This is a genomic window from Streptomyces sp. RLB3-17 (assembly GCF_007113425.2).
Classification (GTDB): Bacteria; Actinomycetota; Actinomycetes; order Streptomycetales; family Streptomycetaceae; genus Streptomyces; species Streptomyces mirabilis_D.
This window is the reverse complement of record NZ_CP041610.2, coordinates 8,508,778-8,532,668: the sequence shown is the minus strand read 5'-3', so window position 1 is coordinate 8,532,668 and position 23,891 is coordinate 8,508,778. Positions and strand designations below refer to the sequence as shown.

General features: G+C 70.3%; 20 protein-coding genes and 2 pseudogenes. 8 read left to right on the top strand and 14 right to left on the bottom strand.

From position 1 onward, the window contains the following. The first annotated feature begins 39 nt into the window (after nt 1-39). From FNV62_RS38300 to FNV62_RS38285, 4 genes are read left to right on the top strand one after another with little or no spacing between them, the layout of a single operon-like run. A complete protein-coding gene (locus FNV62_RS38300; RefSeq protein ID WP_054234105.1) occupies nt 40-1,155 on the top strand; it encodes an aliphatic sulfonate ABC transporter substrate-binding protein in 1,116 nt (371 codons plus the stop codon). Between the two features lie 36 nt (nt 1,156-1,191). Beyond that, nucleotides 1,192-1,980: an ABC transporter ATP-binding protein gene (locus FNV62_RS38295; RefSeq protein ID WP_054234131.1), complete on the top strand. Its 789-nt coding sequence runs from the start codon at nt 1,192-1,194 to the stop codon at nt 1,978-1,980. Then, the gene (locus FNV62_RS38290) at nt 1,967-2,887 is read left to right on the top strand and encodes an ABC transporter permease (protein WP_054234106.1); all 921 of its coding nucleotides are present in this window, start codon (nt 1,967-1,969) and stop codon (nt 2,885-2,887) included. Before FNV62_RS38295 ends, FNV62_RS38290 begins: the two co-directional genes overlap by 14 nt. Before the next feature lie 7 nt (nt 2,888-2,894). Further along, nucleotides 2,895-3,635, top strand: a complete 741-nt coding sequence (locus tag FNV62_RS38285; protein ID WP_097286658.1) for a sirohydrochlorin chelatase — start codon at nt 2,895-2,897, stop codon at nt 3,633-3,635. Nucleotides 3,636-3,639: 4 nt separating this feature from the next. On the opposite strand, the gene FNV62_RS38280 is transcribed toward FNV62_RS38285, so the two are convergent. From FNV62_RS38280 to FNV62_RS38260, 5 genes and pseudogenes are all read right to left on the bottom strand, one after another. Further along, nucleotides 3,640-6,240: a fibronectin type III domain-containing protein gene (locus FNV62_RS38280; RefSeq protein ID WP_225900507.1), complete on the bottom strand. Its 2,601-nt coding sequence runs from the start codon at nt 6,238-6,240 to the stop codon at nt 3,640-3,642. A gap of 156 nt (nt 6,241-6,396) precedes the next feature. Then, entirely contained in the window at nt 6,397-7,026 is a 630-nt protein-coding gene (locus FNV62_RS38275) for a DsbA family protein (RefSeq protein ID WP_143609455.1), read from the bottom strand. A gap of 55 nt (nt 7,027-7,081) precedes the next feature. Beyond that, complete coding sequence (locus tag FNV62_RS38270) at nt 7,082-7,693, bottom strand: TIGR03086 family metal-binding protein (protein ID WP_143609454.1); 612 nt, start codon at nt 7,691-7,693, stop codon at nt 7,082-7,084. 10 nt (nt 7,694-7,703) lie between these two features. Next, nucleotides 7,704-7,916 (bottom strand): annotated as a pseudogene (locus FNV62_RS38265) (ketopantoate reductase family protein); the annotation flags it as partial. Nucleotides 7,917-8,089: 173 nt separating this feature from the next. Further along, nucleotides 8,090-9,232: pseudogene (locus FNV62_RS38260) on the bottom strand (RNA-guided endonuclease InsQ/TnpB family protein); the annotation flags it as partial. 238 nt (nt 9,233-9,470) lie between these two features. On the opposite strand from FNV62_RS38260, the gene FNV62_RS38255 reads away from it, so the two are divergent. Continuing rightward, nucleotides 9,471-10,334: an aldo/keto reductase gene (locus FNV62_RS38255; protein WP_143628500.1), complete on the top strand. Its 864-nt coding sequence runs from the start codon at nt 9,471-9,473 to the stop codon at nt 10,332-10,334. A 34-nt stretch (nt 10,335-10,368) separates the two neighbouring features. Beyond that, nucleotides 10,369-11,235: a transglutaminase-like domain-containing protein gene (locus tag FNV62_RS38250; RefSeq protein WP_143628498.1), complete on the top strand. Its 867-nt coding sequence runs from the start codon at nt 10,369-10,371 to the stop codon at nt 11,233-11,235. Here the strand turns inward: FNV62_RS38250 and FNV62_RS38245 are convergent. Both FNV62_RS38245 and FNV62_RS38240 read right to left on the bottom strand, forming a co-directional pair. Continuing rightward, entirely contained in the window at nt 11,216-11,593 is a 378-nt protein-coding gene (locus FNV62_RS38245) for a DUF4440 domain-containing protein (RefSeq protein WP_143628497.1), read from the bottom strand. The two genes, FNV62_RS38250 and FNV62_RS38245, sit on opposite strands and share 20 nt — an antisense overlap. Continuing rightward, nucleotides 11,586-12,134, bottom strand: a complete 549-nt coding sequence (locus tag FNV62_RS38240) for a DUF1697 domain-containing protein (protein ID WP_143628495.1) — start codon at nt 12,132-12,134, stop codon at nt 11,586-11,588. Before FNV62_RS38240 ends, FNV62_RS38245 begins: the two co-directional genes overlap by 8 nt. 275 nt (nt 12,135-12,409) lie before the next feature. On the opposite strand from FNV62_RS38240, the gene FNV62_RS38235 reads away from it, so the two are divergent. Beyond that, nucleotides 12,410-14,677 carry an MMPL family transporter gene (locus FNV62_RS38235; RefSeq protein ID WP_054234113.1) on the top strand — a complete coding sequence of 756 codons (2,268 nt, stop codon included), beginning with the start codon at nt 12,410-12,412 and terminating at the stop codon, nt 14,675-14,677. Between the two features lie 109 nt (nt 14,678-14,786). Here FNV62_RS38235 and mgt read toward each other — a convergent pair whose 3' ends face one another. From mgt to FNV62_RS38215, 4 genes are all read right to left on the bottom strand, one after another. Further along, nucleotides 14,787-15,989, bottom strand: coding sequence for a macrolide-inactivating glycosyltransferase (gene mgt / locus FNV62_RS38230; protein ID WP_143628492.1), 1,203 nt, complete (start codon nt 15,987-15,989; stop codon nt 14,787-14,789). Nucleotides 15,990-16,118: 129 nt separating this feature from the next. Further along, a complete protein-coding gene (locus FNV62_RS38225) occupies nt 16,119-17,402 on the bottom strand; it encodes an ABC transporter substrate-binding protein (RefSeq protein WP_143628491.1) in 1,284 nt (427 codons plus the stop codon). Next, entirely contained in the window at nt 17,402-18,235 is an 834-nt protein-coding gene (locus FNV62_RS38220; RefSeq protein ID WP_143603225.1) for a carbohydrate ABC transporter permease, read from the bottom strand. Before FNV62_RS38220 ends, FNV62_RS38225 begins: the two co-directional genes overlap by 1 nt. Then, nucleotides 18,232-19,167, bottom strand: a complete 936-nt coding sequence (locus FNV62_RS38215; RefSeq protein ID WP_143603224.1) for a carbohydrate ABC transporter permease — start codon at nt 19,165-19,167, stop codon at nt 18,232-18,234. The genes FNV62_RS38220 and FNV62_RS38215 overlap by 4 nt, the downstream gene beginning before the upstream one ends. Nucleotides 19,168-19,382: 215 nt before the next feature. Here FNV62_RS38215 and FNV62_RS38210 point away from each other — a divergent pair, with 215 nt between their 5' ends. Continuing rightward, nucleotides 19,383-20,246 carry a phosphotransferase enzyme family protein gene (locus FNV62_RS38210; protein ID WP_143656073.1) on the top strand — a complete coding sequence of 288 codons (864 nt, stop codon included), beginning with the start codon at nt 19,383-19,385 and terminating at the stop codon, nt 20,244-20,246. Nucleotides 20,247-20,333: 87 nt separating this feature from the next. Here the strand turns inward: FNV62_RS38210 and FNV62_RS38205 are convergent, their stop codons facing one another. The 3 genes from FNV62_RS38205 to FNV62_RS38195 form a co-directional block, all read right to left on the bottom strand. Beyond that, nucleotides 20,334-21,056, bottom strand: coding sequence for a 3'-5' exonuclease (locus FNV62_RS38205; protein WP_054234119.1), 723 nt, complete (start codon nt 21,054-21,056; stop codon nt 20,334-20,336). Between the two features lie 129 nt (nt 21,057-21,185). Continuing rightward, nucleotides 21,186-22,424, bottom strand: coding sequence for an SAV2148 family HEPN domain-containing protein (locus FNV62_RS38200; protein ID WP_054234120.1), 1,239 nt, complete (start codon nt 22,422-22,424; stop codon nt 21,186-21,188). Nucleotides 22,425-22,537: 113 nt separating this feature from the next. Beyond that, nucleotides 22,538-23,857 (bottom strand): copper amine oxidase, encoded by a 1,320-nt coding sequence (locus FNV62_RS38195; RefSeq protein WP_143603223.1) that lies wholly within the window; start codon nt 23,855-23,857, stop codon nt 22,538-22,540. Nucleotides 23,858-23,891: the final 34 nt, after the last annotated feature.

Below are 23,891 nucleotides of genomic sequence, written 5' to 3'. Positions count from 1 at the left end.
GAAAACGTGACCGCCGGGCCAACGAGAGGAACCCCTCCCGTGCCTGCCATCCGCTCGAACCTTGTACGCCGTGGCATAGCCACCGCCGTCGCACTCCCCCTGCTCGCGCTCGCCGCCTGCAGCTACGGCTCCCAGTCGAAGAGCGACTCCTCCTCCAAGGAGAAGGTCGCCGCCGGATCCTCGAAGATCGACGGCCTCGACACCGTGAAGATCGGCTACTTCGGCAACCTCACGCACGCGACCGCGCTGGTCGGCCGCCAGGAAGGCCTCTTCCAGAAGGCGCTGGGCGGCACGAAGGCGGAGTACTCCACCTTCAACGCGGGCCCCTCCGAGATCGAGGCGCTGAACTCGGGCTCGATCGACATCGGCTGGATCGGCCCCTCGCCCGCGATCAACGGCTTCACCAAGTCCCAGGGCAAGAGCCTGCGCATCATCGGCGGTTCGGCGTCCGGCGGTGTGAAGCTCGTGGTGGACCCGAAGAAGATCAAGTCCCTGAAGGACGTCAAGGGCAAGAAGATCGCGACCCCGCAGCTCGGCAACACGCAGGACGTGGCGTTCCTCAACTGGATCGCGGACCAGGGCTGGAAGGTCGACGCGCAGAGCGGCAAGGGCGACGTCTCGGTCGTCCGTACGGACAACAAGATCACCCCGGACGCCTACAAGTCCGGCTCCATCGACGGCGCCTGGGTGCCGGAGCCGACCGCGTCCAAGCTGGTCGCCGAGGGCGGCAAGGTACTGCTCGACGAGGCCTCCCTGTGGCCCGACAAGAAGTTCGTGATCACGAACATCATCGTGTCGCAGAAGTTCCTCAAGGAGCACCCGAAGGTCGTCGAGGCCGTGCTGAAGGGCTCGGTCGACACCAACAAGTGGATCAGCGCCAACCCCGACCAGGCGAAGGCCGCGGCCAACGCCCAGCTGAAGGTCGACTCCGGCAAGGAGCTCCCGGCGAAGGTGCTCGACCCGGCCTGGAAGTCCATCCAGATCACCAATGACCCGCTGGCCTCCACCCTCAACACCGAGGCGGAGCACGCGGTCAAGGCGGGCCTGCTGAAGAAGCCCGACCTGAACGGGATCTACGACCTCACGCTCCTGAACAAGGTCCTGGGGGCCGCGGGCGAGAGCACGGTCGACGACGCCGGTCTCGGCGTCAAGTAAGGACCCACACCGATGAGTTCCCAGGAGGTGACGACCATGGCCACGACCCTCGCCAAGGCCGCCGACGGCGCCGAAGTGGTGGAGCACGCCGCCCGGATCGAGCATGTCTCGAAGTCCTTCACCGGACCGACGGGGCCCCAGCTCGTCCTCGACGACATCACCCTCGATGTCGCGCCGGGCGAGTTCGTCACCCTCCTGGGGGCCTCGGGGTGTGGAAAGTCGACGCTGCTCAACCTGGTCGCGGGCCTCGACGCCCCGACCGCGGGCAACATCACGACCAACGGGCGTCCGGCCCTGATGTTCCAGGAGCACGCCCTCTTCCCGTGGCTGACCGCGGGCAAGAACATCGAGCTCGCGCTGCGGCTGCGCGGCGTCGCGAAGTCCGAGCGCCGCGACCGGGCGGAGGAACTGCTCGAACTCGTCCGACTGAAGGGCGCGTACGGGAAGCGGGTGCACGAGCTGTCCGGCGGTATGCGCCAGCGCGTCGCGATGGCCCGCGCGCTCGCCCAGGACAGCCAGATCCTGCTGATGGACGAGCCGTTCGCGGCGCTGGACGCCATCACACGGGACGTCCTGCACGACGAACTGACCCGGATCTGGCGCGAGACCCAGCTGTCCGTCCTCTTCGTCACCCACAACGTGCGTGAGGCGGTGCGGCTGGCCGAGCGGGTCGTCCTGCTGTCCTCGCGCCCCGGCCGGGTGGCCCATGAGTGGCGGGTCGACATCCCGCAGCCGCGTCGTATCGAGGACGCGGCCGTGGCGGAGCTGTCCGTCGAGATCACCGAACAACTGCGTGGGGAGATCCGCCGCCATGGCCAGCACTGAGACGAAGGCCGACGCGGCCGGCCGGCCCGTCAAGGACAGCCCCGGCAACGACATGGCGGGCCTGGAAGCGGGCCTCGACGCCCTGGAGACGACCGCGCACACGGGCAGGCCGGCCTTCCGCCAGACCTTCGTCGAGAAGATACTGCCGCCGCTCGTCGCCATCGCCCTGGTGCTGGTGGTGTGGCAGGCGCTGATCTCGTTCAAGGTCGTCACCGACCCGAGCAAGCTGCCCTCACCGTCCGACGTCTGGGGCGAGGTCAAGGACGCCTGGCTGCAGGGCACGCTGCTCGGCTACATCTGGACGAGTGTCTCGCGCGGTCTGCTCGGGTTCCTCTTCGCCCTGGCGATCGGCACCCCGCTGGGTCTGCTGGTGGCCCGGGTGAAGTTCGTCCGCGCCGCGATCGGCCCCATCCTCTCCGGGCTCCAGTCGCTGCCCTCCGTGGCCTGGGTGCCGCCGGCCGTCATCTGGCTGGGCCTGAACAACTCGATGATGTTCGCGGTGATCCTGCTCGGCGCCGTCCCCTCCATCGCCAACGGCCTGGTGTCGGGCGTGGACCAGGTGTCGCCGCTGTTCCTGCGGGCGGGCCGCACGATGGGCGCGACGGGCCTGCGCGGGACCTGGCACATCGTGATGCCGGCCGCGCTGCCCGGCTATCTGGCCGGTCTGAAGCAGGGCTGGGCGTTCTCCTGGCGCTCCCTGATGGCGGCGGAGATCATCGCCTCCTCCCCCGACCTGGGCATCGGCCTCGGTCAGCTGCTGGAGAACGGGCGCACCGCCAGTTCCATGTCGATGGTCTTCCTCGCCATCTTCCTCATCCTGTTCGTCGGTATCGCCATCGACCTGCTGATCTTCAGCCCGCTGGAGCGGTGGGTGCTGCGCAGCCGCGGTCTCCTGGTGAAGAGCTGAGCCCGTCATGACGAGTCGTCCGGTCCTCCTGGTCATCGCCCACGGCAGCCGCGATCCGCGTCATGCCGCGACGGTGCACGCCCTTGTGCGGCGTGTGCGGGCCCGGCGTCCGGGCCTGCGCGTGGAGACCGGCTTCCTCGACTTCAACATCCCCTCGGTGCCGGGGGTGCTGGAGTCCCTGGCGGCGGAGGGCGTACGTGATGTGGTCGCCCTCCCTCTCCTGCTCACCCGCGCCTTCCACGCGAAGGCGGACATCCCGGCGGTCCTGCGGGAGGCCCCGGCGCGCCTGCGCATCCGTCAGGCGGAGGTGCTCGGCCCCTCCCCCCTGCTGACGGCGGCGCTCGAACGCCGGCTGTACGAGGCGGGGCTGACCCCCGCCGACAAGTCCTCGACGGGGGTCGTGCTGGCCTCCGCGGGGTCCACCGACCCGGAGGCGATCGCGGTGATCGCAGAAATCGCGCGGGAGTGGCGGCACACCGGTTGGTGCGCCGTGCGGCCCGCGTTCGCCTCCGCATCCCTTCCGCGCACCGAGGACGCGGTGCGCGGACTGCGCGCCCTCGGCTGCGAGCGTGTCGCCGTCGCCCCCTACGTCCTCGCCCCCGGCTTCCTCCCGGACCGCATCGCCCGGGGCGCCGCCGAGGCGGACGTACTGGCCGACGTGCTGGGCCCGGCACCGGAGGTGGCACGGGTCCTGCTGGAGCGGTACGACGAGGCACGCGTCCCGGTGCCGGCGGCGCTCGGCGCCTGAACGGTCACGCCCTGGTGGTGGCCGTCACGGTGGCCGCCGGTCCCGTGCCCGCCGCCGTCACCGTCGCGATCGTGACGGTGTACGAGGTGCCGGGGCTGAGGCCTCCGATCACTCGGAACATGCCCTTCGCGGAGGGCTGACCGACCAGCACGTCCCGGCCCGTGACGTCGATCGGGGCGCGGCCGTCGGAGACGGTGACGCGGTAGCCGACGACCTTGGCGTCGCCGGTCGCCGTCGGCGGGGTCCAGGCCACGGTGGCGGCGGTGGACGCCGTACGCAGCTTGGGGCCGGTCGGTGCGCCCGGCAGCGCGGTCACGGCGGTCGGGGTCAGCGGAAGCGAGGCGAGCGACGGGGCACTGGTGCCGTGGGCGTTGCTCGCGGTGACGGTGACCGTGAGCGGGCCGGCCGACGCGGGCAGTCCGCCGATCCGTACGACCGCCGTGCGCTTGAACTCGGCCGCATCGACGGCCTGTTCGCCCACCTGGCGTCCGGACGCGTCGTACGCCCGCGCCGTGTAGCCGGTCACCGGTGAACCGCCGTCCACGAAGCTCGGGTTGAAGGTGACGTACAGGGCGTCGACTCCCGCCGCGCTCGTACCGACGCGGGAGGGTGCCTCCGGGGTGGAGACGGCGCCGACGCGGCGGTTCAGCAGTCCGCGGTGGGCGGGTTCGAGTCCCGCGTTGCCGAGGATCTCCGGCGGTACGTCGGACGGGGCCGTCATGATCTTGTTTCCGCTCGTCACCAGGCCCTTGTTGTCGCCGTCGGCGGTTCCCTCCTCCCACCAGTTGTCCTTGACGAGGGTCGGGTCGTTGTTGCCGAGCGTGTCGCGGTAGTCGGTGTGGCGGGAGGCGACGTTGGCGTACGAGGCGTTGTAGAGGACGTTGCCCTCGACCGTCTCGTAGGTGCAGCCGTTGTCGGTGTAGACGTTCTTGCCGAGGCCCCACTGGTCGTGGATGACGTTGCCGGTGACCTTCTCGCCGTCGGCCAGGGAGGTGCCCGTCAGTCCCTGGGTGTAGATGCCGCCGCCGTCGTCGAGCATCTGCATGTAGTCGAAGATCAGGTTGTCGCGGACCGTGTTGTCGTGGCTGGGGTTGGGGGTCGCCGGGTCGCCGATCTTGTCGGGCCAGCCGCCCCAGCCGAGGGAGACGGCGCTGTAGCCGACGTGGTCGATCTGGTTGTGGGCGATCGTGGTGTTCTGGGTCCAGCCGTTGAGGATCGCCACGCCGCCGTGGTACTCGCGGGGCAGTCCATAGAGGTGATTGTCCGTCACCTGGACTCCGGAGGCCGGGGTTTGCCCGTCCACCGAGCCGATCTCCAGTCCGTTGCCGGAGATGTCGGTGAAGACGCTGGCGCCGACCGTGGAGTCCTTCGAGCCGGTGCCCAGGTCGAGGCCGGAGGCGCCGAGATGGGCGAAGACGTCGTCGCTGAACGCGATGCGCTGCCCGTACGCGAAGGAGACGTTGCCCGGCATCTTGGTCCAGGACGCGAACGGGCAGGTGCCGCCCTCGACGTACTGGCACAGGCCCTGGGTCGCCCAGCCCTTCTCGCCGGTGATGGTGTAGCCCGCCTGGATCTCGGAGAAGCCCTCCGGTCCCGAGGGGGTGAGCCAGGTGGCGTAGCTGAACTGCAAGCCGCGGAAGGCGAGGTCGTGGACGGGCGCGGCGGCCGTGCCCCGTCCGTCGATCAGCTTCTCGGCCTGTGCCGCCTCGACGTCGGCGCGCGCGAGGTTCTCGCCCTTGCGGGGCAGGTAGTAGACCCGGTGCGCGGTGCGGTCGAGGTACCACTCGCCGGGCTGGTCCAGGAGTTCGTAGGCGTTCTCGACGTAGGTCGCCCTGCCGCCGTTGGTGAGGTGGCCGGGCCCGACCATGCTGACCGTGCGGCCGGGGATGTCCGGGAACTCGACCCGCTTGTTGGAGTTGTCCCAGCACGGCTGGACCATCGTGATCGTGGCGGCCTCGGCGGCGGCGATGCGGCAGCGCGGCTCGGTCCACTGGCCCAGGCCGTTGCGCTCGACGTTCCACAGGGACTCGCCGCTGGTGTAGACGAACTCGGCGTCGGAGGGGTGCTTCCAGTGCGCGAGGGTGTCGGAGGACGCCGTGTATCCGGTGGCGGTCTGGGTGAGGGTCACCGGCACGGCCCCGCGGGCGCGCTGGGCGCGCACCCCGTCGACGTACAACTGCCGCGTGTCGGTGAGGCCTTGGGGAGCGGGCGCGGACCACAGGCCCGGCCTCCCGGCGACCGGGCGCCAGCCCTGGACCTGTCGGCCACCGCTGACGACGGTGTTCCCGGTGCCCTGCCAGATCACCTGGTGGCCACCGGTGCCGGAGTCCCGGGCGTCGAGGGTGAGGGGCGCGATCTGCCGGTACGTACCCGAGGCGAGGTGGACCGTCAGGTCGCCCTTCATCCCCGTGACGCGCTCGCGGACGAGGTCGCGGGCGCGTTCCAGGGTGCGTACGGGGTGGCGGGCGGTGCCGTTCGCGTGGTCGTTCCCGCTCGGGGAGACGTAGAGGTCGGAGGTCGCGGGCTGGGCGGAGGACACGGCACCCGGAATTCCTAGGGCCAGGACCGTGGAGATCAGGGTGACTAGGGCGGCTCTTCGGCGCATGGGCATGTTCCCCTCCCGTGGGATCAGCCTGTACCCAACGCCGAGAAAGGTAGGATCTATTGCGGGTCACCGTCAATGAATGCGGCAGAGAACGGCCCAACTCCCTTCTACTGGACACCCATTCATCCGAGCAGCGTTCATATTCCAGATCCCTGTTCAGTCGAAGGACAGTCCTCCCGTCCTCGTCCGCTTGAGCTCGAAGAAGTCCGGGTGGGCGGCGAGGACACGGAAACTGTCGAAGAGCTCCGCCGCGCGCTCGCCCCGCGGAACGGCCCGCAGGACGGGGCCGAACCACACCGTTCCGTCGACGTGGAGGGTGGGGGTCCCCACATAGCCGTCCGAACCGGGCTCCCGGCCTGCCTCGTGACTGCGGCGTACCGCCTCGTCGTACGCGGAGTCGTGGGCCGCGGCGGCCAACTCGGCCGGGAGACCAAGCTCGGCGAGGGAGTCGGCGACCACGGCGTCGAAGTCCTCGACCCCTCGGTCGTGGATGCGGGTGCCGAAGGCGGTGTAGAGGTCGCGCAGCACCTTCTCGCCGTGCTGTTCGGCGGCGGCCACCGCGACCCGTACGGGGCCGACGGACTTTTCCACCAACTCCCGGTACCAGTGAGGGAGTTCATTGCCCAGGTTGTGCAGGTGGAGGCTCATCACGCGGAAGCGGAGGTCGAGCGGGCGGGCACGCTCGACCTCCAGCATCCAGCGTGAGGTGATCCAGGCGAAGGGGCAGGTCGGGTCGAAGTAGAAGTCGACGCGGGTGGGTGAGTCGTCCGTCCTCGGGTTCGTCATACCGACGAGGCTAGCCACTCAGTGGCACAGGAACACGGCCCAATTCCGCTCTCAATCACTGGTCCATTGCCGTGCGGGCCAGATGCGGGTTGCGGCCGCTGTGGGCGAGGGCACGCTCGAAGACGGGCGCGTCGTCGGACACCGGCACCGGGTCGGCGAAGCCGTCGTACTGGCGGTAGAGGTCGGCGTGCGTGTCGACGACGTCCAGAACGAACCGGGCCGCGCCGTCCGAGATCCGGAACTCCTGGCCGGTGGCCGTCGCGACGTCCCAGCCGTGCACGGCCATCTCCTTGACGATCATCGAGGCGATGTCGGCGGCGGACATCTTCGCCATCCCGAGGTCGACCTCGCCCTCCCACACCGCGGGGTCGTCCCAGGCGGCCACGGCGCGGTCGAGCTGCTCGGCGTACGCCCGCGCCCAGCCGGGATCCGCCGTGAAGTCCCGGCCGGTCAGCTCCTCGGAGAGCTGCTCGCGCAGCGCACGGTGCTCCAGGCCGTGCGAGGTGTAGAGGACCCAGTGGTTCACCAGGGTGCGCAGGTCCCAGTCCGGGCAGTGCGTGGGACCGGGCTCCGCCAGCCGCGCCGTCGTGACACCGCCGGCCACCCGGGCGGCCTCGGCGGCGCATTCCACCATGTACGGGTGCACGTTCTTGTACGGATTGCTCATGCGCTCCACGCTAGGGACGCGGCGCGCGCTCCTCTTGAACAAACGCGACAGCCTCGTCGGCCAGGCGTACGAGCTCCGCGACCGGCAGTGACCCCGCCGCCCTGCGCTCGCGCGCGAAGGTGTTCGCGAGCCGCTGGAGCAGCTCGTTGAGCGGGGTCGGCACACCGTGCAGCCGGCCGAGGAGGACGATCTCGCCGTTGAGGTCGGCCTCGATGGTGCCATCGACCGCTCCCGCTCCGATGATGATTTGACCTGCTCCTCGGGCTAAAGCCCAAGGATTCCGGCCTTCCGGTCCGGTGCCGTGCCACATAGCGGCACGGCACCGGACCGGATTCCGTGGCTTCCTGCTTCTTCGCGCTGCGCCGGAACCTTAGGTTCTGGTCTTACCTGCGCTCAACAGGCTGTCACCGCCAGTCCGGCGGCCTGTTTGACGTTCTTGGCGGCGTTGTGGTCCCGGTCGTGCCGGGCACCGCAGTACGTGCAGGTCCACTCCCGTACGTGCAGAGGTTTGGGCCCGTCCTTGATGCCGCAGACCGAGCACACCTGACTGGTCGGCTCGAACCGGCCGACCTTCACAAACGCGCGCCCGTACCGCTGCGCCTTGTACTCCAGCATCGCCAGGAAAGACGCCCATCCGGCGTCATGGACGGACTTGCCGAGCCGGCTGCGCGCGAGCCCCTTGACCGCCAGGTCCTCCACCGCGACCGCTTGGTTCTCGCGGATCAACTGGGTGGAGAGCTGGTGGTGGAACTCCCGGCGGGCATCGACCACCTGCGCATGCGCGCGGGCGACTCGGAGGCGGGCCTTCTCCCGGTTCCTGCTGCCCTTCTGCTTGCGGGACAGCTCTTTCTGGGTCTTCTTCAACTTCTTCTCCGCCCGCCGCAGAAATCGCGGGCTGTCGATCTTCGTCCCGTCGGACAAGACCGCAAAATGGGTCAGTCCCAGGTCGATCCCGACACTCGGCAGGTCATAGGCCCCGGGCATCCGCGCCAGATCTGCATTCGGGTCGGTCTCCACCACAAAGGAGGCGAAGAACCGCCCAGCCGCATCGCGGATCACCGTCACGCTCGAAGGAACGGACGGCAGAGTGCGGGACCACTTCACCCGCACCTCGCCGATCTTCGGCAGGAGCAGCCGCCCCGCCTCGGTGATCTTCCAGCGGGCATTGGCAGTGAACCGGATCGTCTGTCGGGCATCGCGCTTCGACTTGAAACGCGGCGCCCCCACCCGCGCCCCCTGCCGCGCGCCTTTGAGGGAGGAGAAGAAGTTGGTGTAAGCACGCTCGACATCCCGCAATGCCTGCTGCAACACCACCGCCGACACCTCGGACAGCCAAGCCCGCTCCGGCATGGTCTTCGCCCGGGTGATCAGCGCCTTCGACAGTTCAGCCGCACCCGGGTACGCGGCGCCCTCCCTCCGGGCCCGCTCACGGGCGGCGACCGCGTCGTTGTACACCACCCGCGCACACCCGAACGCCCGCGCCAGCGCAACGCGCTGGCGCGGACCCGGGTCGAGACGGAAGGCATACCGCAGCTGCATGATCCGGACGCTAACACCCACCACCGACACTCAGTACCCGATCGGTCGAATCCGGATCTGCCGCAACGATTCGGTAGCCTGGACGGAGCGCTCCCCCAACTCCGCCGGGACACTTCCGCGGCGCTCCGCACCGCAATCACGTGATCCGCTTCACCACCCGCCTCAAGACCGGTGCGCTGCGGATGAATCCAGGTAACGCCTGAAACGAGCCCGCACAGTCGCGTGTACCCTCCATGAAATGGTTCCGGGAAGATCTGCCACCGACTCCGCAGCAGGCTTCTCGCCGGACTTTGCACTCGGCGGGGAGCCGGTGCGGCGGCTCGGCTACGGCACCGCCCAGTTGACCGGTCCCGGCTACTGGGGGCCGCGCGGGGACGCCCGGGACGCGGTGGCCGTGCTGCGGCGGGCCGTCGGGCGCGGGGTCACCCTCGTCGACACCGCCGACAACTACGGTCCCTCGATCGCCGAGGAGCTGGTAGCCGAGGCCCTGTACCCGTACGCCGAGGGCCTGTTGATCGCGACCAAGGGCGGTGTCGTGCGCACCGGCGACCGCGCCTGGCACGTCGACGGGCGGCCGGAGCGGTTGCGGGCGATGTGTGAGGCGAGCCTGCGGCGGCTGCGACTCGAGGCGATCGATCTCTACCAGTTGCACCGGCTCGACCCGGCCGTGCCGATGGCCGACCAGCTGGGCGCGCTCGACGAGTTGCGCGCGGAGGGCAAGATCCGGCACATCGGGCTCGACTCCGTCACCGCCGAACAGCTCGAAGAGGCGATGGAGTTGACCGACATCGCCTCGGTCCAGAACCGCTTCAACCTGCTCGACCGCGACTCGGAGCCGCTGCTGAAGCTGTGCGAGGCGCGCGGCATCGCCTTCCTGCCCTGGTTCCCGCTGGGCAACGGCTCCCTCACCGCCGACCCGGCGTGCGCCCGGATCGCCGCCGCGCACGGGGCGACAGTGGGGCAGATCGCCCTGGCCTGGCTGCTGCACCGCTCCCCGGTGCTGTGCCCGACCCCGGGCACGGGATCCCTCGCCCATCTGGAGGAGAACCTCGACGCGGGCGCGGTGCGGCTCACCGCCGAGGACATGGCGGCGCTGGGTTGACCCTGCCCCTGGGGCAAGGACGAGGATCCCGGGCATGGACCAGTACCTGAAGCAGACGCCGTACAGCGATCCGGGCGACGCCCTGGACCTCGGCGGGCTGCCCCGTGATCCGGGGCAACTCGCCCGTGTCGTCAGAGATCTGATCATCCATCGGGGCGAGGGTCCGCGCTTCGACTACGCCATCCCCGAGGAACGGGTGCACGCGGACGCGGAGTCGCGTTACGCGTCGGAGGTGCTGCGGATCCTCGCGGAGCGCGGTGACGCGCCGCTCACCGAACGGCGGGCGCCCGCGGAGCGGTTCGTGGGCACGTGCCGGGACTTCGCGCTGCTGCACTGCTCCCTCCTGCGGGCCACGGGGACGGCCGCCCGGCTCCGTTGTGGCTTCGCCCGGTACTTCGACGCGTACTACGCCGACCACTGGGTCACCGAGTACCGTCTGCCGGACGGCAGTTGGCGGCTGGCCGACCCGCAGGTCCACCACGAGTACGACATGGGCTTCGACCCGATGGACGTGCCCCGCGACCAGTTCCTGGTGGCCACCGACGCCTGGCGGGCGTGCCGCGAGGGCGGAGCCGACCCCCGGAGGTTCGGCGTGTTCGACCTCAACGGGATCGAGGGCCTGTCGTATCACGGCCTGTGGTTCGTCCGCGCCGACGTCCTGCGCGACCTGGCCGCCCTCAACGGCGTCGAACTACTGCCCTGGGACGCCTGGGGCCCGGAGATCCTCGACGACGCCGCGCTCGACGCGGACGAGCTCGCCCTGATCGACTCCGTCGCCGCGGCGGGCTGCGAGGACGAGCTGCGACGCCTGTACCGGGACCCGAGGCTGACGGTCCCGGACGAGATCGTCTCGTACACCACCTATGGCGGCGTACGAAAGGTCACTCTGGCTCGGGCCTGAACGGTGTGCCCTGGTGGAAGTACAGGCGCCAGCCGTCCTCCGTCCGCCGCCACAGCGAACTCCGGTGCACGCGGCGGCCGCTGTCCTCCTCCGTGTCGAAGGTGAGGTGGACCAGGTCCGGTGCGAGCTGGACGCCCTTCATCCGCGAGGCGGTGAGGGGCCGCGACCCGGGCACGTCCTTGCCGGTCAGTTCGGCGAGGACGGAGGCGCGGTCCCACAGCCGCCCGGAGCTGCCGAACTCGTAGAAGTCGGGGTGGAGCAGCGCTCCGAGCCGCTCCGGCGAGCGGCGGACCTCCGCGTCGAGCAGCCTCAGTTCGCCCATGATGGCGGCCTCCACGGCGGGGTTGTGCTCAGGCACCGGTCAGCTCCTCGAGTTTGACGACCGTGTTCCAGTTGCGGGTGGTGGCGGTGACGCCCTTGAGGAGCCGCGGCTTCGACAGGGCCTCGGCGAGCTTGGAGCGTCCCAGGCCGTCGGGTGCGTACAGGTAGAGCGCCCGGTCGCCGAGGCGGAACTCCTCCGGCAGGAACACCGCCGGGTCGACGGAGGCGAAGCGCTCGGCGTCGACGGGGTCCGAGAAGTAGGTGACGTGCAGCTGCTTGGCCTCCAGTTCGGCGGCCGGGAACGGGCACGCCTCCCGTACGGCGCTCAGATAGGCGTGGTCGCGGACCAGTACGCCGACGCCGAAGCCGAAGTGCTTCTCCATGGCCTCGGCCAACTCGGCCGCCAGGGAGTCCTCGTCCCCGCGGTCGGTGGAGAAGACGGCGTTGCCGCTCTGGAGATACGTCTGTACGTCGCCGTGGCCGAGTTCCTCGATCAGTGTGCGCAGCTCGGCCATCGGCACCTTCTTGTTGCCGCCCACGTTGATCCCGCGCAGCAGTGCCGCGTACGTCGTCGTCATCCGCACACCATAGGACGGCCGTCGGGCCCAGGCGGATCAACACCCGCACCCCGGTTCCGATCGGCGAGCGCACCTGATCCGGATCCCCGAGAGGCCCGGATAGGTGTAAGGGGCCCCTGTCCTCCCCAGTGCGGAGACGACGGGGTCCGAGGGGAGGAGCCGGAGGTCCCGCGGTTCACCGGGCAGCACGAGGAGACGTTCTTATCCGACCCCTACCTTCATAAGCAGAGGTGACGGCAGGGGGCTGTCACCGTGCACAAGGGGGCTGGCCCGTCATGGGGAACGGAGACATACGGGTGCGGGGCATCGCCGCGCGGGCAGGCGGCTGGAGCGCCCGGCACCGATGGGCCGCCGTGGGAATCTGGGTGCTGTTCGTCGTCCTGGCGATGGGGCTCGGCTCGGCGGCGGGCCGCGTCGACGTCAAGGAGAGCGATCAGCTCAAGGGCGAGACACACACCGCCGCGAAGATCATCGAGGACTCGGGGATCAAGGCCCCGGCCGGTGAGAGCGTCCTGATCCAGGGGAAGGACGCGAACGTCAAGGCGACGGACGCCGACTTCCGCGCCGCCGTCACCGCCGTCGTCAAGGCCGTCGAGGGGACCGGCAAGGTCACGGACGTGACCTCCCCGTACGACACGAAGACGATCTCCAGGGACGGGCGCAGCGCGCTCGTGCAGTTCGACATGCGGGGCGACGCGGACACCGCGGGCGACCGCGTCGAGCCGGTGCTGAACGCCGTCAAGGGTGTCCAGAAGGACCATGCGGGGCTGCGGATCGAGGAGATCGGCGGCGCCAGCATGCAGAAGACCTTCTCGGACGCGTTCGGCGACGACTTCAAGAAGGCCGAGTACTCCGCGGTGCCGGTGGCCCTCGGTATTCTGCTGATCGCCTTCGGCGCCCTGGTGGCGGCGCTGCTCCCGGTGGCGCTCGCGCTCACCGCGATCATGGCGACGATGGGCCTGATGGGCATCGTCAGCCACCTCCAGCCGATGAGCGACACCGCCAACTCCGTGATGCTCCTGGTGGGTCTGGCCGTCGGCGTCGACTACTGCCTGTTCTATCTGCGCCGCGAGCGTGAGGAGCGCGAGGCCGGCCGGGACGCCGGGGCCGCGCTGCGGATCGCCGCCGCCACCAGTGGCCGCGCCATCGTCGTCTCCGGTGTCACGGTGTGCGTGGCGATGGCCGGCATGCTCTTCACCGGGCTCGCCGAGTTCGAGGCGATGGGGCTGGCCTCGCTGATGGTCGTGGCGGTCGCCATGGTCGGCTCGGTCACCGTGCTGCCCGCGCTGCTCTCGCTGCTCGGCGAGCGGGTCGAGAAGGGCCGCCTGCCGTTCCTGCACCCGGACAAGCGGCGGGCCAGGGGCAAGCGCGTCCGGTCCGCCGAGGAGGGCAGCCGGTTCTGGAGCGCGGTGCTGCGGGTCGTACTCGCCAAGCCCGCCGTCTCGCTGGTCGTCGCGGCCGGTGCGCTGCTGGCCATCGCCGCTCCCGCCCTCGGCATGAAGACGCAACAGCTGACGCTGGACAAGGAGTTCGGCAACTCGCTGGCGATCGTGGGGACGTACAACCGGGTCAACGACGCCTTCCCGGGCGGCTCCGAGCCGGCCGAGGTGGTCGTCAAGGCGCACGACATCAACGCCGCCGACGTGAAGGCCGCGCTCGCCGACTTCCGTACGCAGGCCATCAGTTCGGGTGCCTCGCGCGGCCCGGTCGACATCAAGGTGCACGCGGCGCAGAACGTCGCCTTCGTGTACGTGCCCCTCGTGGGCGGCTCCGACCAGGACAAGGCGGAGAAGAGCCTTCAGCTGCTGCGCGACAAGGTGCGGCCCGACACGCTCGGCAAGGTCGACGGCGTCCAGGCGCCGATCACCGGACAGGTCGCCGGATCGCACGACTTCAGTGACCAGTTGCTGGGCTCGGTGGCCCCGGTCTTCGCGTTCGTGGTCGTCTTCGCCTTCCTGCTGATGCTGCTCTCGTTCCGCTCGCTGACGATCGCGATCACCTCGATCGTGCTCAACCTCCTGTCGGTCGCGGCGGCCTACGGCATCCTGGTCGCCGTCTTCCAGCACGGCTGGGGCGCCTCGCTGGTCGGCGCGGAGGGCGTGGGTGCCATCATCACCTGGCTGCCGCTGTTCCTCTTCGTGATCCTCTTCGGGCTCTCGATGGACTACCACGTGTTCGTGGTCTCGCGGATCCGTGAGGCGCGGCTGCGGGGCCGGGACACCAAGGACGCGATCCGGCACGGGGTGGTCACGACGGCCGGTGTCGTCACCAGCGCCGCCGTCATCATGGTCGCCGTCTTCGCGATCTTCGGGACGCTGTCCATGCAGTCCATGAAGCAGATGGGTGTGGGCCTGGCGGCCGCGGTGCTCATCGACGCGACGATCATCCGCGGGGTGCTGCTGCCGGCCGTGATGGCGCTGCTCGGCGAGCGCAACTGGTATCTGCCGAAGTGGCTGAACCGGCTGCCGGACTTCACCCACGACGAGTCGCCGGAGGCCGCGTCCGGACCGCCGGCGGTCGAGGGCGAGAAGGTGGGCGTCTGATCTCCGCACGGTGAGGTCGTACGTGGCCGGGGCCGCGTCTGATCTCCGCACGATGAGGTCGTACGTGGCCGGGGCGCACACGCCCCGGCCACGTTGCCGTGCGTCGGGTCTACGCCTGGCGCAGGCGCAGCTCGGCCTCGATGAGGTCGGCCGCGCGCCCGGTGCCGCCCTCCCCCGCCATCTCCTCCCGGATCATCGCCAGGCGGCGCGCCACCTCGGGATACTCGACCAGGGCGAGGACCGCCTCCCGCAGGGTCTCGGCCGTCGCCTCCGTCATCGGCAGGTGGCGGGCCACGCCCAGCGCCTGGAGCATGTCGGCGTTGCCGAACTGGTCGACGGCCTGCGGTACGGCGACCATCGGGGTGCCGGTGGCCAGCCCCTCCTGGCTGCCGCCCGCACCGGCGTGCGTGATGAACGCGTCGGCCTGGCGGAGGATCGCGAGCTGGGGCACCCACGGGTGGACCTCCACGTTGCCGGGCACCTCCCCCAGCTCCGCGGGGTCGACGAAGCGACCGATCTGCAGCACGACGTGCCAGCCCGGAAGCCCTCCGAAGGCCTCGACGCACGCGCGGTAGAAGGCGGGCTGCTTGGTGAAGCTGGAGCCCAGGGACACGAGCAGGACCTTCTCGGCGTCGGCGGGCCGCCGCCAGTCCCCCTGCGCGGCGCGCTCGCCCTGACAGGCGCCGACGAAGGTGTACCGCTTCTCGTCGACGCGGTCGGCGTTCGGCTGGAGAGCCTTGGGGATGAGGACGAGGCACCGGTCGGGGCGGCCCATGAAGTCCTCGACGCTCAGGTCCATGCCGTTCTCCGCGATCCAGCGCGCGAAGGTGTCGTAGAACGCCTTGCCGCGCGGGGTCTGCTTGAGCGGCTCGAACAGCGGTTTGCCGACCTCCTCGTCATACCCCTCCCAGGCGACGAGGTTCGGGGAGAGCTGCACGATCGGGACGCCCCAGCGGTGGGCGAGCACCCGGGCCGGGTACGCGGTGATGTCGTACAGCACAAGGTCCGGTTCGTCGCCCTCGTAGGCCGCCGCGAGTTGCGGCTCGGCCTGCAGCGCGTCGGTCAGGAACGGCTCGATGTTGTCGATCAGCTCGGTCCCCCAGGCCTCCGGATCGTCGTCCGTGGGCAGGGTCGAATGCCAGAGCCTCGGCTCGGCCCCCGTCTCGGCGACCTTCTCGGCGAAGGCGGGCGGAATCGCGTACGTCACGCGATGACCGCGCGCCACGAGCTCGCGGATCACCTCGATGCTCGGGTTCACGTGTCCGTGGGCGGCGATGGAGAACATGGCGATGTGGGCGGGGCGGGTGGTCATGCGACGACCCTAGACAAGACGAGACGTCTCGTCCAACCTGTTTTCGCTCGTGCCGACGGCCACCGCCGGCTCGGGACCGGCCCCGCCCCCTCACCTCCGGCCCCGCCCCTCACCTCCGGCCCCGCCCTATCACCTCTGATAGCGGGCCAGCACCAGGTTCCCGTCCCTCACCAGCCGCTTTCTCAGCTCGGCGAGCCCGATCGCCCCGCTGTAGTACTCCTGGAACGCGGGGGTCGCCACCTTGTCCTTCCACTCGGGATAGCCGCGCACGGACTGGGCGGGGGCCGGGCGGAGGTGGGAGGCGAGGGCGGCGCCGGTCGCCCAGCCGTCCTTGGCGGTGTGCAGGGCGGGGTCCTTGAGCGCCTCGGTCCCCGTGGGCAGCATCCAGTCGCCGAGGGCGAGGCGGACCATGTTCTCCGGCCGGAGCAGGAAGTCGATGAACGCGGCGGCCTCCTTCTTGTGCGGGCTGTCGGCGGCAATGGACAGCGTCTGCGGGCTGACGCCCTGGGCGAGCCCGTCCGCACCGGCCGGGGCGGGCAGCACCTGCCAGTCGAAACCCTTCGGCGCCTGCTGCACGATCTGCTGGCGGTAGGAGAACCCGAGCGGCACCATCGCGTACTTCCCGCCGAAGAACCCGGGCAGGGTGTCCGAGCCGCCGCTCCCGAGCGTCGTGGGTGAGGCGCTGTGGTCCACGTCCGCCTGGTCGTGGATCGTGCGCGGTACGACCTGGTCGGCCGCGTCGAAGCGCACCGCCACCTTGCCGTCCGCGCCCCGGTGGAAGAGTTCACCGCCCGCCGACAGGGACAGGTTGAGCGTGGCGGACACGGGCTCCTTGAGCGGCCAGGCCACGCCGTACTTGCCGTCCCCGCTCAGCCGCCGAGTGACGGCCCTGAACTCCGGCCAGCTCCACGGATGTTCGGGGGTCGGAATGCGTACGCCCGCCTTCCTCAGCCAGGTCGCGTTGGCGACGATCACCCGCGGTTCCTGGAGGAACGGCACGCCGTAGATCCCGTCCCCGAAGGTCGCCGTCTCCCAACTGCGCTGCGGGATGTCGGACTTGAGCCGGGCGGGCAGCAGGTCCCGGAGGTCGGCGAGGTAGCCGCCGTAGGCGAAGTCCGCGAGGTCGTCGGAGGCGTCGTGGATGATGTCCGGCGCCTCACCGCCCTCGAAGGAGGTGAGCAGCTGGTCGTGGACGCTGTCCCAACTGCCTTGCACGTACTCGACCTCGACGTCCGGATGGGTGGCGTTCCACTCCTTCACCAACTCCTTGTTGGCGGTGACGGACTCCTCCTGCCAGGCCAGGGACTGGAAGCGGAGGATGATCCGGCCGCCCGCCGAGCCGTTTCCGCCGCCGCCCGTGCAGCCGGCGAGGAGCAGGCCCACGACGAGGACGATGATCCACTTGGGTCGCATCAGCTCTTCACCGCCCCGGTGAGCATGCCGCCCGTGATCCGGCGTTGGATCAGCGCGAAGACGACCAGGGAGGGCAGAGTCGCGAGGAACGCGGCGGCGGCCAGCGGGCCGAGGTCGGCGACGCCCTCCGCGCCGATGAAGTGGGTGAGGACGACCGGCAGGGTCTGTTTCTCCGGGGTCTTGAGCAGGACCAGCGCGAAGAAGAACTCGTTCCACGCGGTGACGAACGCGAACAGTGCCGTCGCCACGATGCCGGGGGCGAGCAGGGGTGCCGTCACCGAGACGAGGGTCCGGAGCTTCCCGGCGCCGTCGACCGCGGCGGCCTCCTCCAACTCGGTCGGAACCGCGCGTACATACCCGACGAGCATCCACAGCGCGAACGGCAGCGACCACACCACGTACACCAGCACCAGCCCGGCCAGGGAGTCGATCAGCCGCAGGTTCTTCAGCACCAGAAACAGCGGGATGATCACCAGCACGAACGGGAACGCCTGGCTGACCACCACCCACCCGGTCGCGGCCCGCGCGAGCAGCGTCCGGCGCCGGGCCATGACCCATGCCATCGGTGTCGCGATCACCACGGCGATCAGCGCGGCCCCGAGCGCCGCGAGCAGGGAGTTCAACGCGGCGTGCAGCAGCGGCTGTTCGTCGAAGGCCTGGCGGAAGTTGGCGAGGGTGGGGTGCCGGGGGATCCAGGTGGGGTGCAGAGTGCCCAGCTCGCGCGGCGACTTGAAGGCGGTGGAGATCAGCCAGAGGAAAGGGAAGGCGAGGAAGACGAGATAGGCGAGCAGGGCGACGTACTGTCCGGCGCGGGCTCCGGTGCTGGTCCTCATGACTCGTCTCCTCCCCTGATACGGCCCACGAGGAAGACGGCGAGGAGCACCGAGATCACCGCGACCATCACGCAGCCCATGGCCGCCGCGTAGCCGAACTGCCCGTAGCGGAAGGCTTCTTCGTAGGCGAAGAGCATGGGCAGCCGGGTGCGGCCGCCGGGTCCGCCGTTGGTCAGGACGTAGACCAGGGCGAACGAGTTGAAGTTCCAGATCAGGTTGAGTGCCGTGATCGCCAGCGCCACCGGTCGGAGGGCGGGCCAGGTGACCGTGCGGAAGCGGCGCCAGGCTCCGGCGCCGTCGACCGCCGCCGCCTCGTGGAGTTCGCGCGGGGTGTTCTGCAGCCCGGCGAGCAGGGCGACCGTCGTCTGCGGCATGCCCGCCCAGACGCCGACGACGATCACCGCGGGCAGGGCGGTGCCGAGACCGCTCAGCCAGTCGTGGCCGTCGCCGAGGCCGAGGTCGCGCAGGGTCTCGTTGAGGATGCCCGCGTCGGGGTTGTAGACGAGCCGCCACATGATGCCGACGACGACCTCGGGCATGGCCCAGGGAATGATGGCGAGGGCGCGGGCGAGCGGACGGAGGCGGAGGTCCTGGTTGAGCAGAAGCGCGAGGCCCAGGGCGAGGAGGAACTGCGGCACGGTCACTCCGACCGCCCACAGCAGTCCGATCCGGAACGATTCCCAGAACAGGGTGTCGTGCAGCAGGTCCTGGAAGTTGAGCGCCCCGATCCACTGTGTGGGCGCGGTCCGGCCCGACTGCGCGTCGGTGAACGCCAGCGCGATCCCATAGAGCAGCGGCCCGACGCTGAGCACCAGGATCGGGATCAGCGCGGGCAGCACCAGGAACCAGGCCCCGTGGTCGACGGGGCGCCGCCTCCCGCCCGCATCGGGGGTGCGCGTCGCCGACCGCCTGGTCGCGCTCGCCAATGTCATGGAATCGGCTCCTTTGCGCGACTCGTGGCGGTCTGGCCGTCCCGGCGACCCCCGTCATGGTCCTGACGGAGACGGAGGTCGTCAAGACACCTCGCACGCGGTCCGACCTGTGCGAATGCGACACTGGCCGACGGATGGCGGGAACGCGACGCCTTACCCGAAGGTCGTACACGAGGGTCGTGCACGGGCTGTGCGCGAGGACACGGAGGCGAAGGATGGACGAGGCACGGGCGCGGGACGTACTGGCCGCGGCCGAGGTGCTGCCCGGGCCGGCGCGGGACGCGACGCTCCTCGCCCTGGGCGAGAACGCGGTGTTCACCGCCGGTGACCTGGTGGTCAAGGTGGGACGCGACGCCGAACTCCTCGACCGCGCCCGGCGGGAACTGGACATCGCCGCGTGGCTCGCCGAGGCGGGCGTTCCCGCGGTGCGGGCGGCCGAGTCCGAGGCTCTGCTGGTGGACGGCCACCCGGTGACGGTGTGGCACCGGCTGCCCGATCCCGTACGCCCCGCCGAGCCGCGGGATTTGGCCGAACTGCTACGCGTGGTGCACGCGCTGCCCTCCCCCTCCTTCCCCCTGCCGCCCCGCGAGCTGCTGGGCGGGGTGGAGCGCTGGCTGCGGCTCGCGGGCGAGGCGATCGACCCCGCGGACGCGGCATATCTGCGGGCGCGGCGCGACGGCTTCGCGGACGCCGCGGCCGCGCTCACCCCGCATCTCGCGCCGGGCCCCATCCATGGCGACGCGCTGCCCCGCAATGTGCACGTGGGTCCCGACGGCCCGGTCCTGGTCGACCTGGAGACCTTCTCCGCCGATCTGCGCGAGCACGACCTGGTGGTCATGGCCCTCTCCCGCGACCGCTACGGGCTGCCCGCCGAGGCGTACGACTCCTTTACCGAGGTCTACGGCTGGGATGTGCGCGCTTGGGAGGGCTGCTCGGTGCTCCGGGGCGCCCGCGAGACGGCCAGCTGCGCCTGGGTGGCCCAGCACGCGCCGAGCAACCCGAAGGCCCTGGCCGAGTTCGAGCGACGGGTGGCGTCGCTGCGGGACGGGGACGAGACCGTGCGCTGGTACCCCTTCTGACGCTTCCCGGCCGACCTTTCCGGGCTCCCCGGGCAGCGCGGGCCGTCCGACCGGGCCCGGTACGGCGCGGGTACGGCGCGGGTTCGGTCAGACCTTCTGGTCCGCCAGGTCCCGCATCGGCCATGTCCCGTCGACGACCGCGTCCGTCTCCCCCTTGCGGCGCAGGAAGCTCTGGAAGTCGGCCGCCCACTCGGCGTACCACTCGATCTGGCGGCGGTGCAGCTCCGCCGGGCCGAGGGCCGCGACCTTCGGGTGGCGGTCGGCTATAGCTCGGGCGAGCCGGGCCGCGGCGAGGGCGTCGGCCGAGGCGTCGTGGGCGGCGTCCAGCGACACGCCGTACTCCGTGCAGACCGCTTCGAGGTTGCGCTTGCCTCGGCGGTAGCGGTCGACGGAGCGGTCGATCGTGTACGGGTCGACGACCGGCGCGGGGTCGGTCCCGCCGAGCCGCTCGCGCAACGACGGCAGCCCGTACCTGCGCAGTTCGGCGGAGAGCAGGGTCAGGTCGAAGGCCGCGTTGTACGCCACGACCGGGACGCCGCTCTTCCAGTACCCGGTGAGGACGCCGGCGATCGCGTCGGCGACCTGGTCGGCGGGCCTGCCCTCCGCTGCCGCCCGCTCGTTCGAGATCCCGTGCACCGCCACCGCGTCCGCCGGAATCTCCACGCCCGGATCGGCCAGCCACTCACGGCGCCCTATCGGCTCTCCGTCCTTGACCTCGATCACGGCACCCGTGACGATGCGCGCCTCGCGCGGATCGGTCCCGGTCGTCTCCAGGTCGAAGCCGATCAGCAGCTCCCGGTGCCAGCCCATGGGCGGCCCCCCTTCTTCGTGGTGCTTTCCCCCAGTGGTCTCCACGATCGCACGAGCCACTGACAGTCCGAGGACCGCGTTCCGCTTCCCGCGCCGGACACCACGTCACGCCCGCGTCGGGGCGACGTTTCAGGACACCGGGCGCGAATCCGCCCAGGCCACCTCGAACTCCTCGCGATACGTCGGGAAGAGTCCCTCTTCTCCTATCTCGTCCGGTTTGACCACCCGGCCGCCGCCGCGCAGGACCAGCACCGGCGCCTCCATACCGCGGGCGCGGCGCAGATACGACTGCACGATCGCGATGCCGTCGGAGCCGTCCCCGTCGACGAGGTACGCCGTGAAGCGCGGCGTCTCGTCGTACACCTGGATCTCGAACGCGCCGGGGTCGCGCAGCCGGGCCCGTACCCGCCGCATGTGCAGGATGTTCATCTCCACGGCTCGGCTCAACTCGCCCCGCTTGAGACCGAGTTCGCGCTCGCGCCGCTTGACCGCGCTGGATGCGGGGTTCAGGAAGAGCAGCCGCACCCGGCAGCCCGTCTCGGCGAGGCGTACGAGCCGCCGCCCGGAGAAGTTCTGCACCAGCAGGTTCAGGCCGATGCCGATGGCGTCGAGGCGGCGTGCGCCGCCGAAGAGGTCCTCGGCGGGGAACTGGCGCAGCAGCCGCACCCGGTCGGAGTGCACGCCGACCACGTCCGCGTACCGGTCACCGACCAGGTCCTCGACGGCGTCGACGGGCAGCCGGCGCGCGGAGGGCACGTCGCCGCCGGCGCCGAGGATCTCCAGGAGCTTGGCCGCGGCCCGCTCGGCCTGGCCCAGGACCGCCTCGGACAGGGCCCGGTTGCGGGAGACCACGTTCCGGGTGACTTCCAGTTCGTCCAGCGCGAGTTCGACGTCCCGGCGCTCGTCGAAGTAGGGCTCGAAGCACGGCCAGTGCTGCACCATCAGCTCGCGCAGCTGCGGCAGGGTGAGGAAGCTGAGCACGTTGTCGTCGGCCGGGTCGAGCAGGTAGCCCTTGCGGCGGCTGACTTCGCGTACGGCGACCGCGCGCTGCACCCACTCCTGCCCCGCGGGTCCGGCGGCGGCGACCACCCAGTCGTCGCCGTGGACGGGTTCGTAGATGGGACGCAGAACAGCGGCCACGACCGCGCGCAGCCGCTGTTCGACCAGGTTCAGCCAGATATAGGCACGGCCGGCTCGCTGGGCGCGCGTACGCACCTCACGCCAGGCGTCGGCGCCCCAGTCCAGTTCCGGTCCAATGGATCCCATCTCCATCGGCCGTGCCAGGGACACCGCGCCGGGTGGGACATCTGTGGAGTTCCCCTCGTGACCCTCGTCACCAGGAGGCAACTCCAGCCCTCCCGAGCCCACCCGCGCACCGCCTTCCGCTCCCCCGAGCTCTTCCGTGGGTCAGCCCCACTCAACGATCAAGGAAGGGTACTCCGGGAGCGGCGGGCGGTGCAGCCCGATAGACAGGTCGTTTCTCAACTACCGTTTTCCACATGCCCGTTCTGGTCGGCGAGCTCCGGCGGAGTGAGCGGATTCATAGCGGTGACGTCGCGCGGAGCGATGGAAAAGCCCTGCCAGTGGACGGGCATGGGCTGCTGGTCCTCGTCGCGCGCTATGTGGTGGAAGCCCACGTTGACCCACACGATGGGGTGGGTGAGCGTCTGTCCGTTGACGTACTTATCGACGGACTTGCCCGCTCCGGCACCGCAGTTGAGCAGGTTGTCGGTGGCGAACTGCTCGCACTTCTTGTACTCGGTGAAGTACACGTCGTGCTTGGTGAAGGGGCGGCCGAGGTACTTGGTGGTGGCGCCCGGGACGATCTCGTAACTGCGGGCGTGGTCGTCCTTGTTCTTGCCCGTGTCGCTGACGACGCGCCACCAGCGCATGTTCGCGGCGTCGCCCGCGAGTTCCTTGGTGACCTTGGTGAGGGTGGTCTTGTTGGTCGGGCCCTCGTTGCCGTTGCGGGGCGGGCTGACCACGGAGTCGTACTGCTCGACCTTGTTCTTGGAGGAGCCGTCGAGGCCGAAGTCCAGCCGCCAGAAGACGTTGTGGCTGTGGCTGGTGGCGTAGGCCTTGGCGCCCTTGCCGATGGGCCAGCCGCGGCCGTCGCCCGCGTCGTAGTCGCCGGGCGAGAGGCTGCCGGTGGCACCGATGTTCATGCTGATGGTGCCGTCGTCCTGGAAGCGCCACTCGCTGATGTACTCGTACCAGCCGACCTTGTTGACGGTGTAGATCAGCAGGTCCTTGCCCTGCGTCTGGAAGACCTTGTTGCCCGTGTCGGCCTCCATGCGGTAGGCGTGGCCGCGCGAACGGGTGGTGGTGCACAGGCCGTTGACGTTCGGGTGCTGCGGGTCCCAGGCGTTGGGGATCTTCACGGTCTTGATGGTGCCGCCGGGACACTCGCCGGGCGCCATCTTCATCAGGCCCTGGCCGAAGCCGGCGCCCGTGAGGTCGTCGTACTCCGCCTTGCCGTCGTCGTAGGGGACGTGGATCTGGCCGAGCTTGGCACTGGTGAGGACCTTGATCGGCTGGGCCTCGCCCTTGGGCTGGTACGAGATGTTCTCCAGGACGAGCCCGGCCTCGCTCTCGTAGTGCCAGCACATGCGCCAGGTGGTGCCGGTGGAGAGCTTCTGCTCGATCTTGTACGCCGTGCTGCAGCTGGGGGCCGCCGCGGGCGCGGCCTTGGGCTGGGCGACGGCCGGACCCGCGGCCGTCGTCGCGCCGACGGCGAGTGCGGCCACCGAGAGACCGACCGCCGTCCGGCTGCGGGCACGACTGATTCTGTTCACGCGCATGACGAAGAGACTCCTTGCGAAAGCATGCGAAAGA

Bases quoted from the DNA above. Each gene is read 5' to 3' on its own strand.
- FNV62_RS38295 (WP_054234131.1), top strand. From the start codon at position 1,192: ATGGCCACGACCCTCGCCAAGGCCGCCGACGGCGCCGAAGTGGTGGAG.
- FNV62_RS38290 (WP_054234106.1), top strand. From the start codon at position 1,967: ATGGCCAGCACTGAGACGAAGGCCGACGCGGCCGGCCGGCCCGTCAAG.
- FNV62_RS38285 (WP_097286658.1), top strand. From the start codon at position 2,895: ATGACGAGTCGTCCGGTCCTCCTGGTCATCGCCCACGGCAGCCGCGAT.
- FNV62_RS38280 (WP_225900507.1), bottom strand. From the start codon at position 6,240: ATGCGCCGAAGAGCCGCCCTAGTCACCCTGATCTCCACGGTCCTGGCC.
- FNV62_RS38275 (WP_143609455.1), bottom strand. From the start codon at position 7,026: ATGACGAACCCGAGGACGGACGACTCACCCACCCGCGTCGACTTCTAC.
- FNV62_RS38270 (WP_143609454.1), bottom strand. From the start codon at position 7,693: ATGAGCAATCCGTACAAGAACGTGCACCCGTACATGGTGGAATGCGCC.
- FNV62_RS38255 (WP_143628500.1), top strand. From the start codon at position 9,471: ATGGTTCCGGGAAGATCTGCCACCGACTCCGCAGCAGGCTTCTCGCCG.
- FNV62_RS38250 (WP_143628498.1), top strand. From the start codon at position 10,369: ATGGACCAGTACCTGAAGCAGACGCCGTACAGCGATCCGGGCGACGCC.
- FNV62_RS38240 (WP_143628495.1), bottom strand. From the start codon at position 12,134: ATGACGACGACGTACGCGGCACTGCTGCGCGGGATCAACGTGGGCGGC.
- FNV62_RS38235 (WP_054234113.1), top strand. From the start codon at position 12,410: ATGGGGAACGGAGACATACGGGTGCGGGGCATCGCCGCGCGGGCAGGC.
- mgt (WP_143628492.1), bottom strand. From the start codon at position 15,989: ATGACCACCCGCCCCGCCCACATCGCCATGTTCTCCATCGCCGCCCAC.
- FNV62_RS38225 (WP_143628491.1), bottom strand. From the start codon at position 17,402: ATGCGACCCAAGTGGATCATCGTCCTCGTCGTGGGCCTGCTCCTCGCC.
- FNV62_RS38220 (WP_143603225.1), bottom strand. From the start codon at position 18,235: ATGAGGACCAGCACCGGAGCCCGCGCCGGACAGTACGTCGCCCTGCTC.
- FNV62_RS38215 (WP_143603224.1), bottom strand. From the start codon at position 19,167: ATGACATTGGCGAGCGCGACCAGGCGGTCGGCGACGCGCACCCCCGAT.
- FNV62_RS38210 (WP_143656073.1), top strand. From the start codon at position 19,383: ATGGACGAGGCACGGGCGCGGGACGTACTGGCCGCGGCCGAGGTGCTG.
- FNV62_RS38205 (WP_054234119.1), bottom strand. From the start codon at position 21,056: ATGGGCTGGCACCGGGAGCTGCTGATCGGCTTCGACCTGGAGACGACC.
- FNV62_RS38195 (WP_143603223.1), bottom strand. From the start codon at position 23,857: ATGCGCGTGAACAGAATCAGTCGTGCCCGCAGCCGGACGGCGGTCGGT.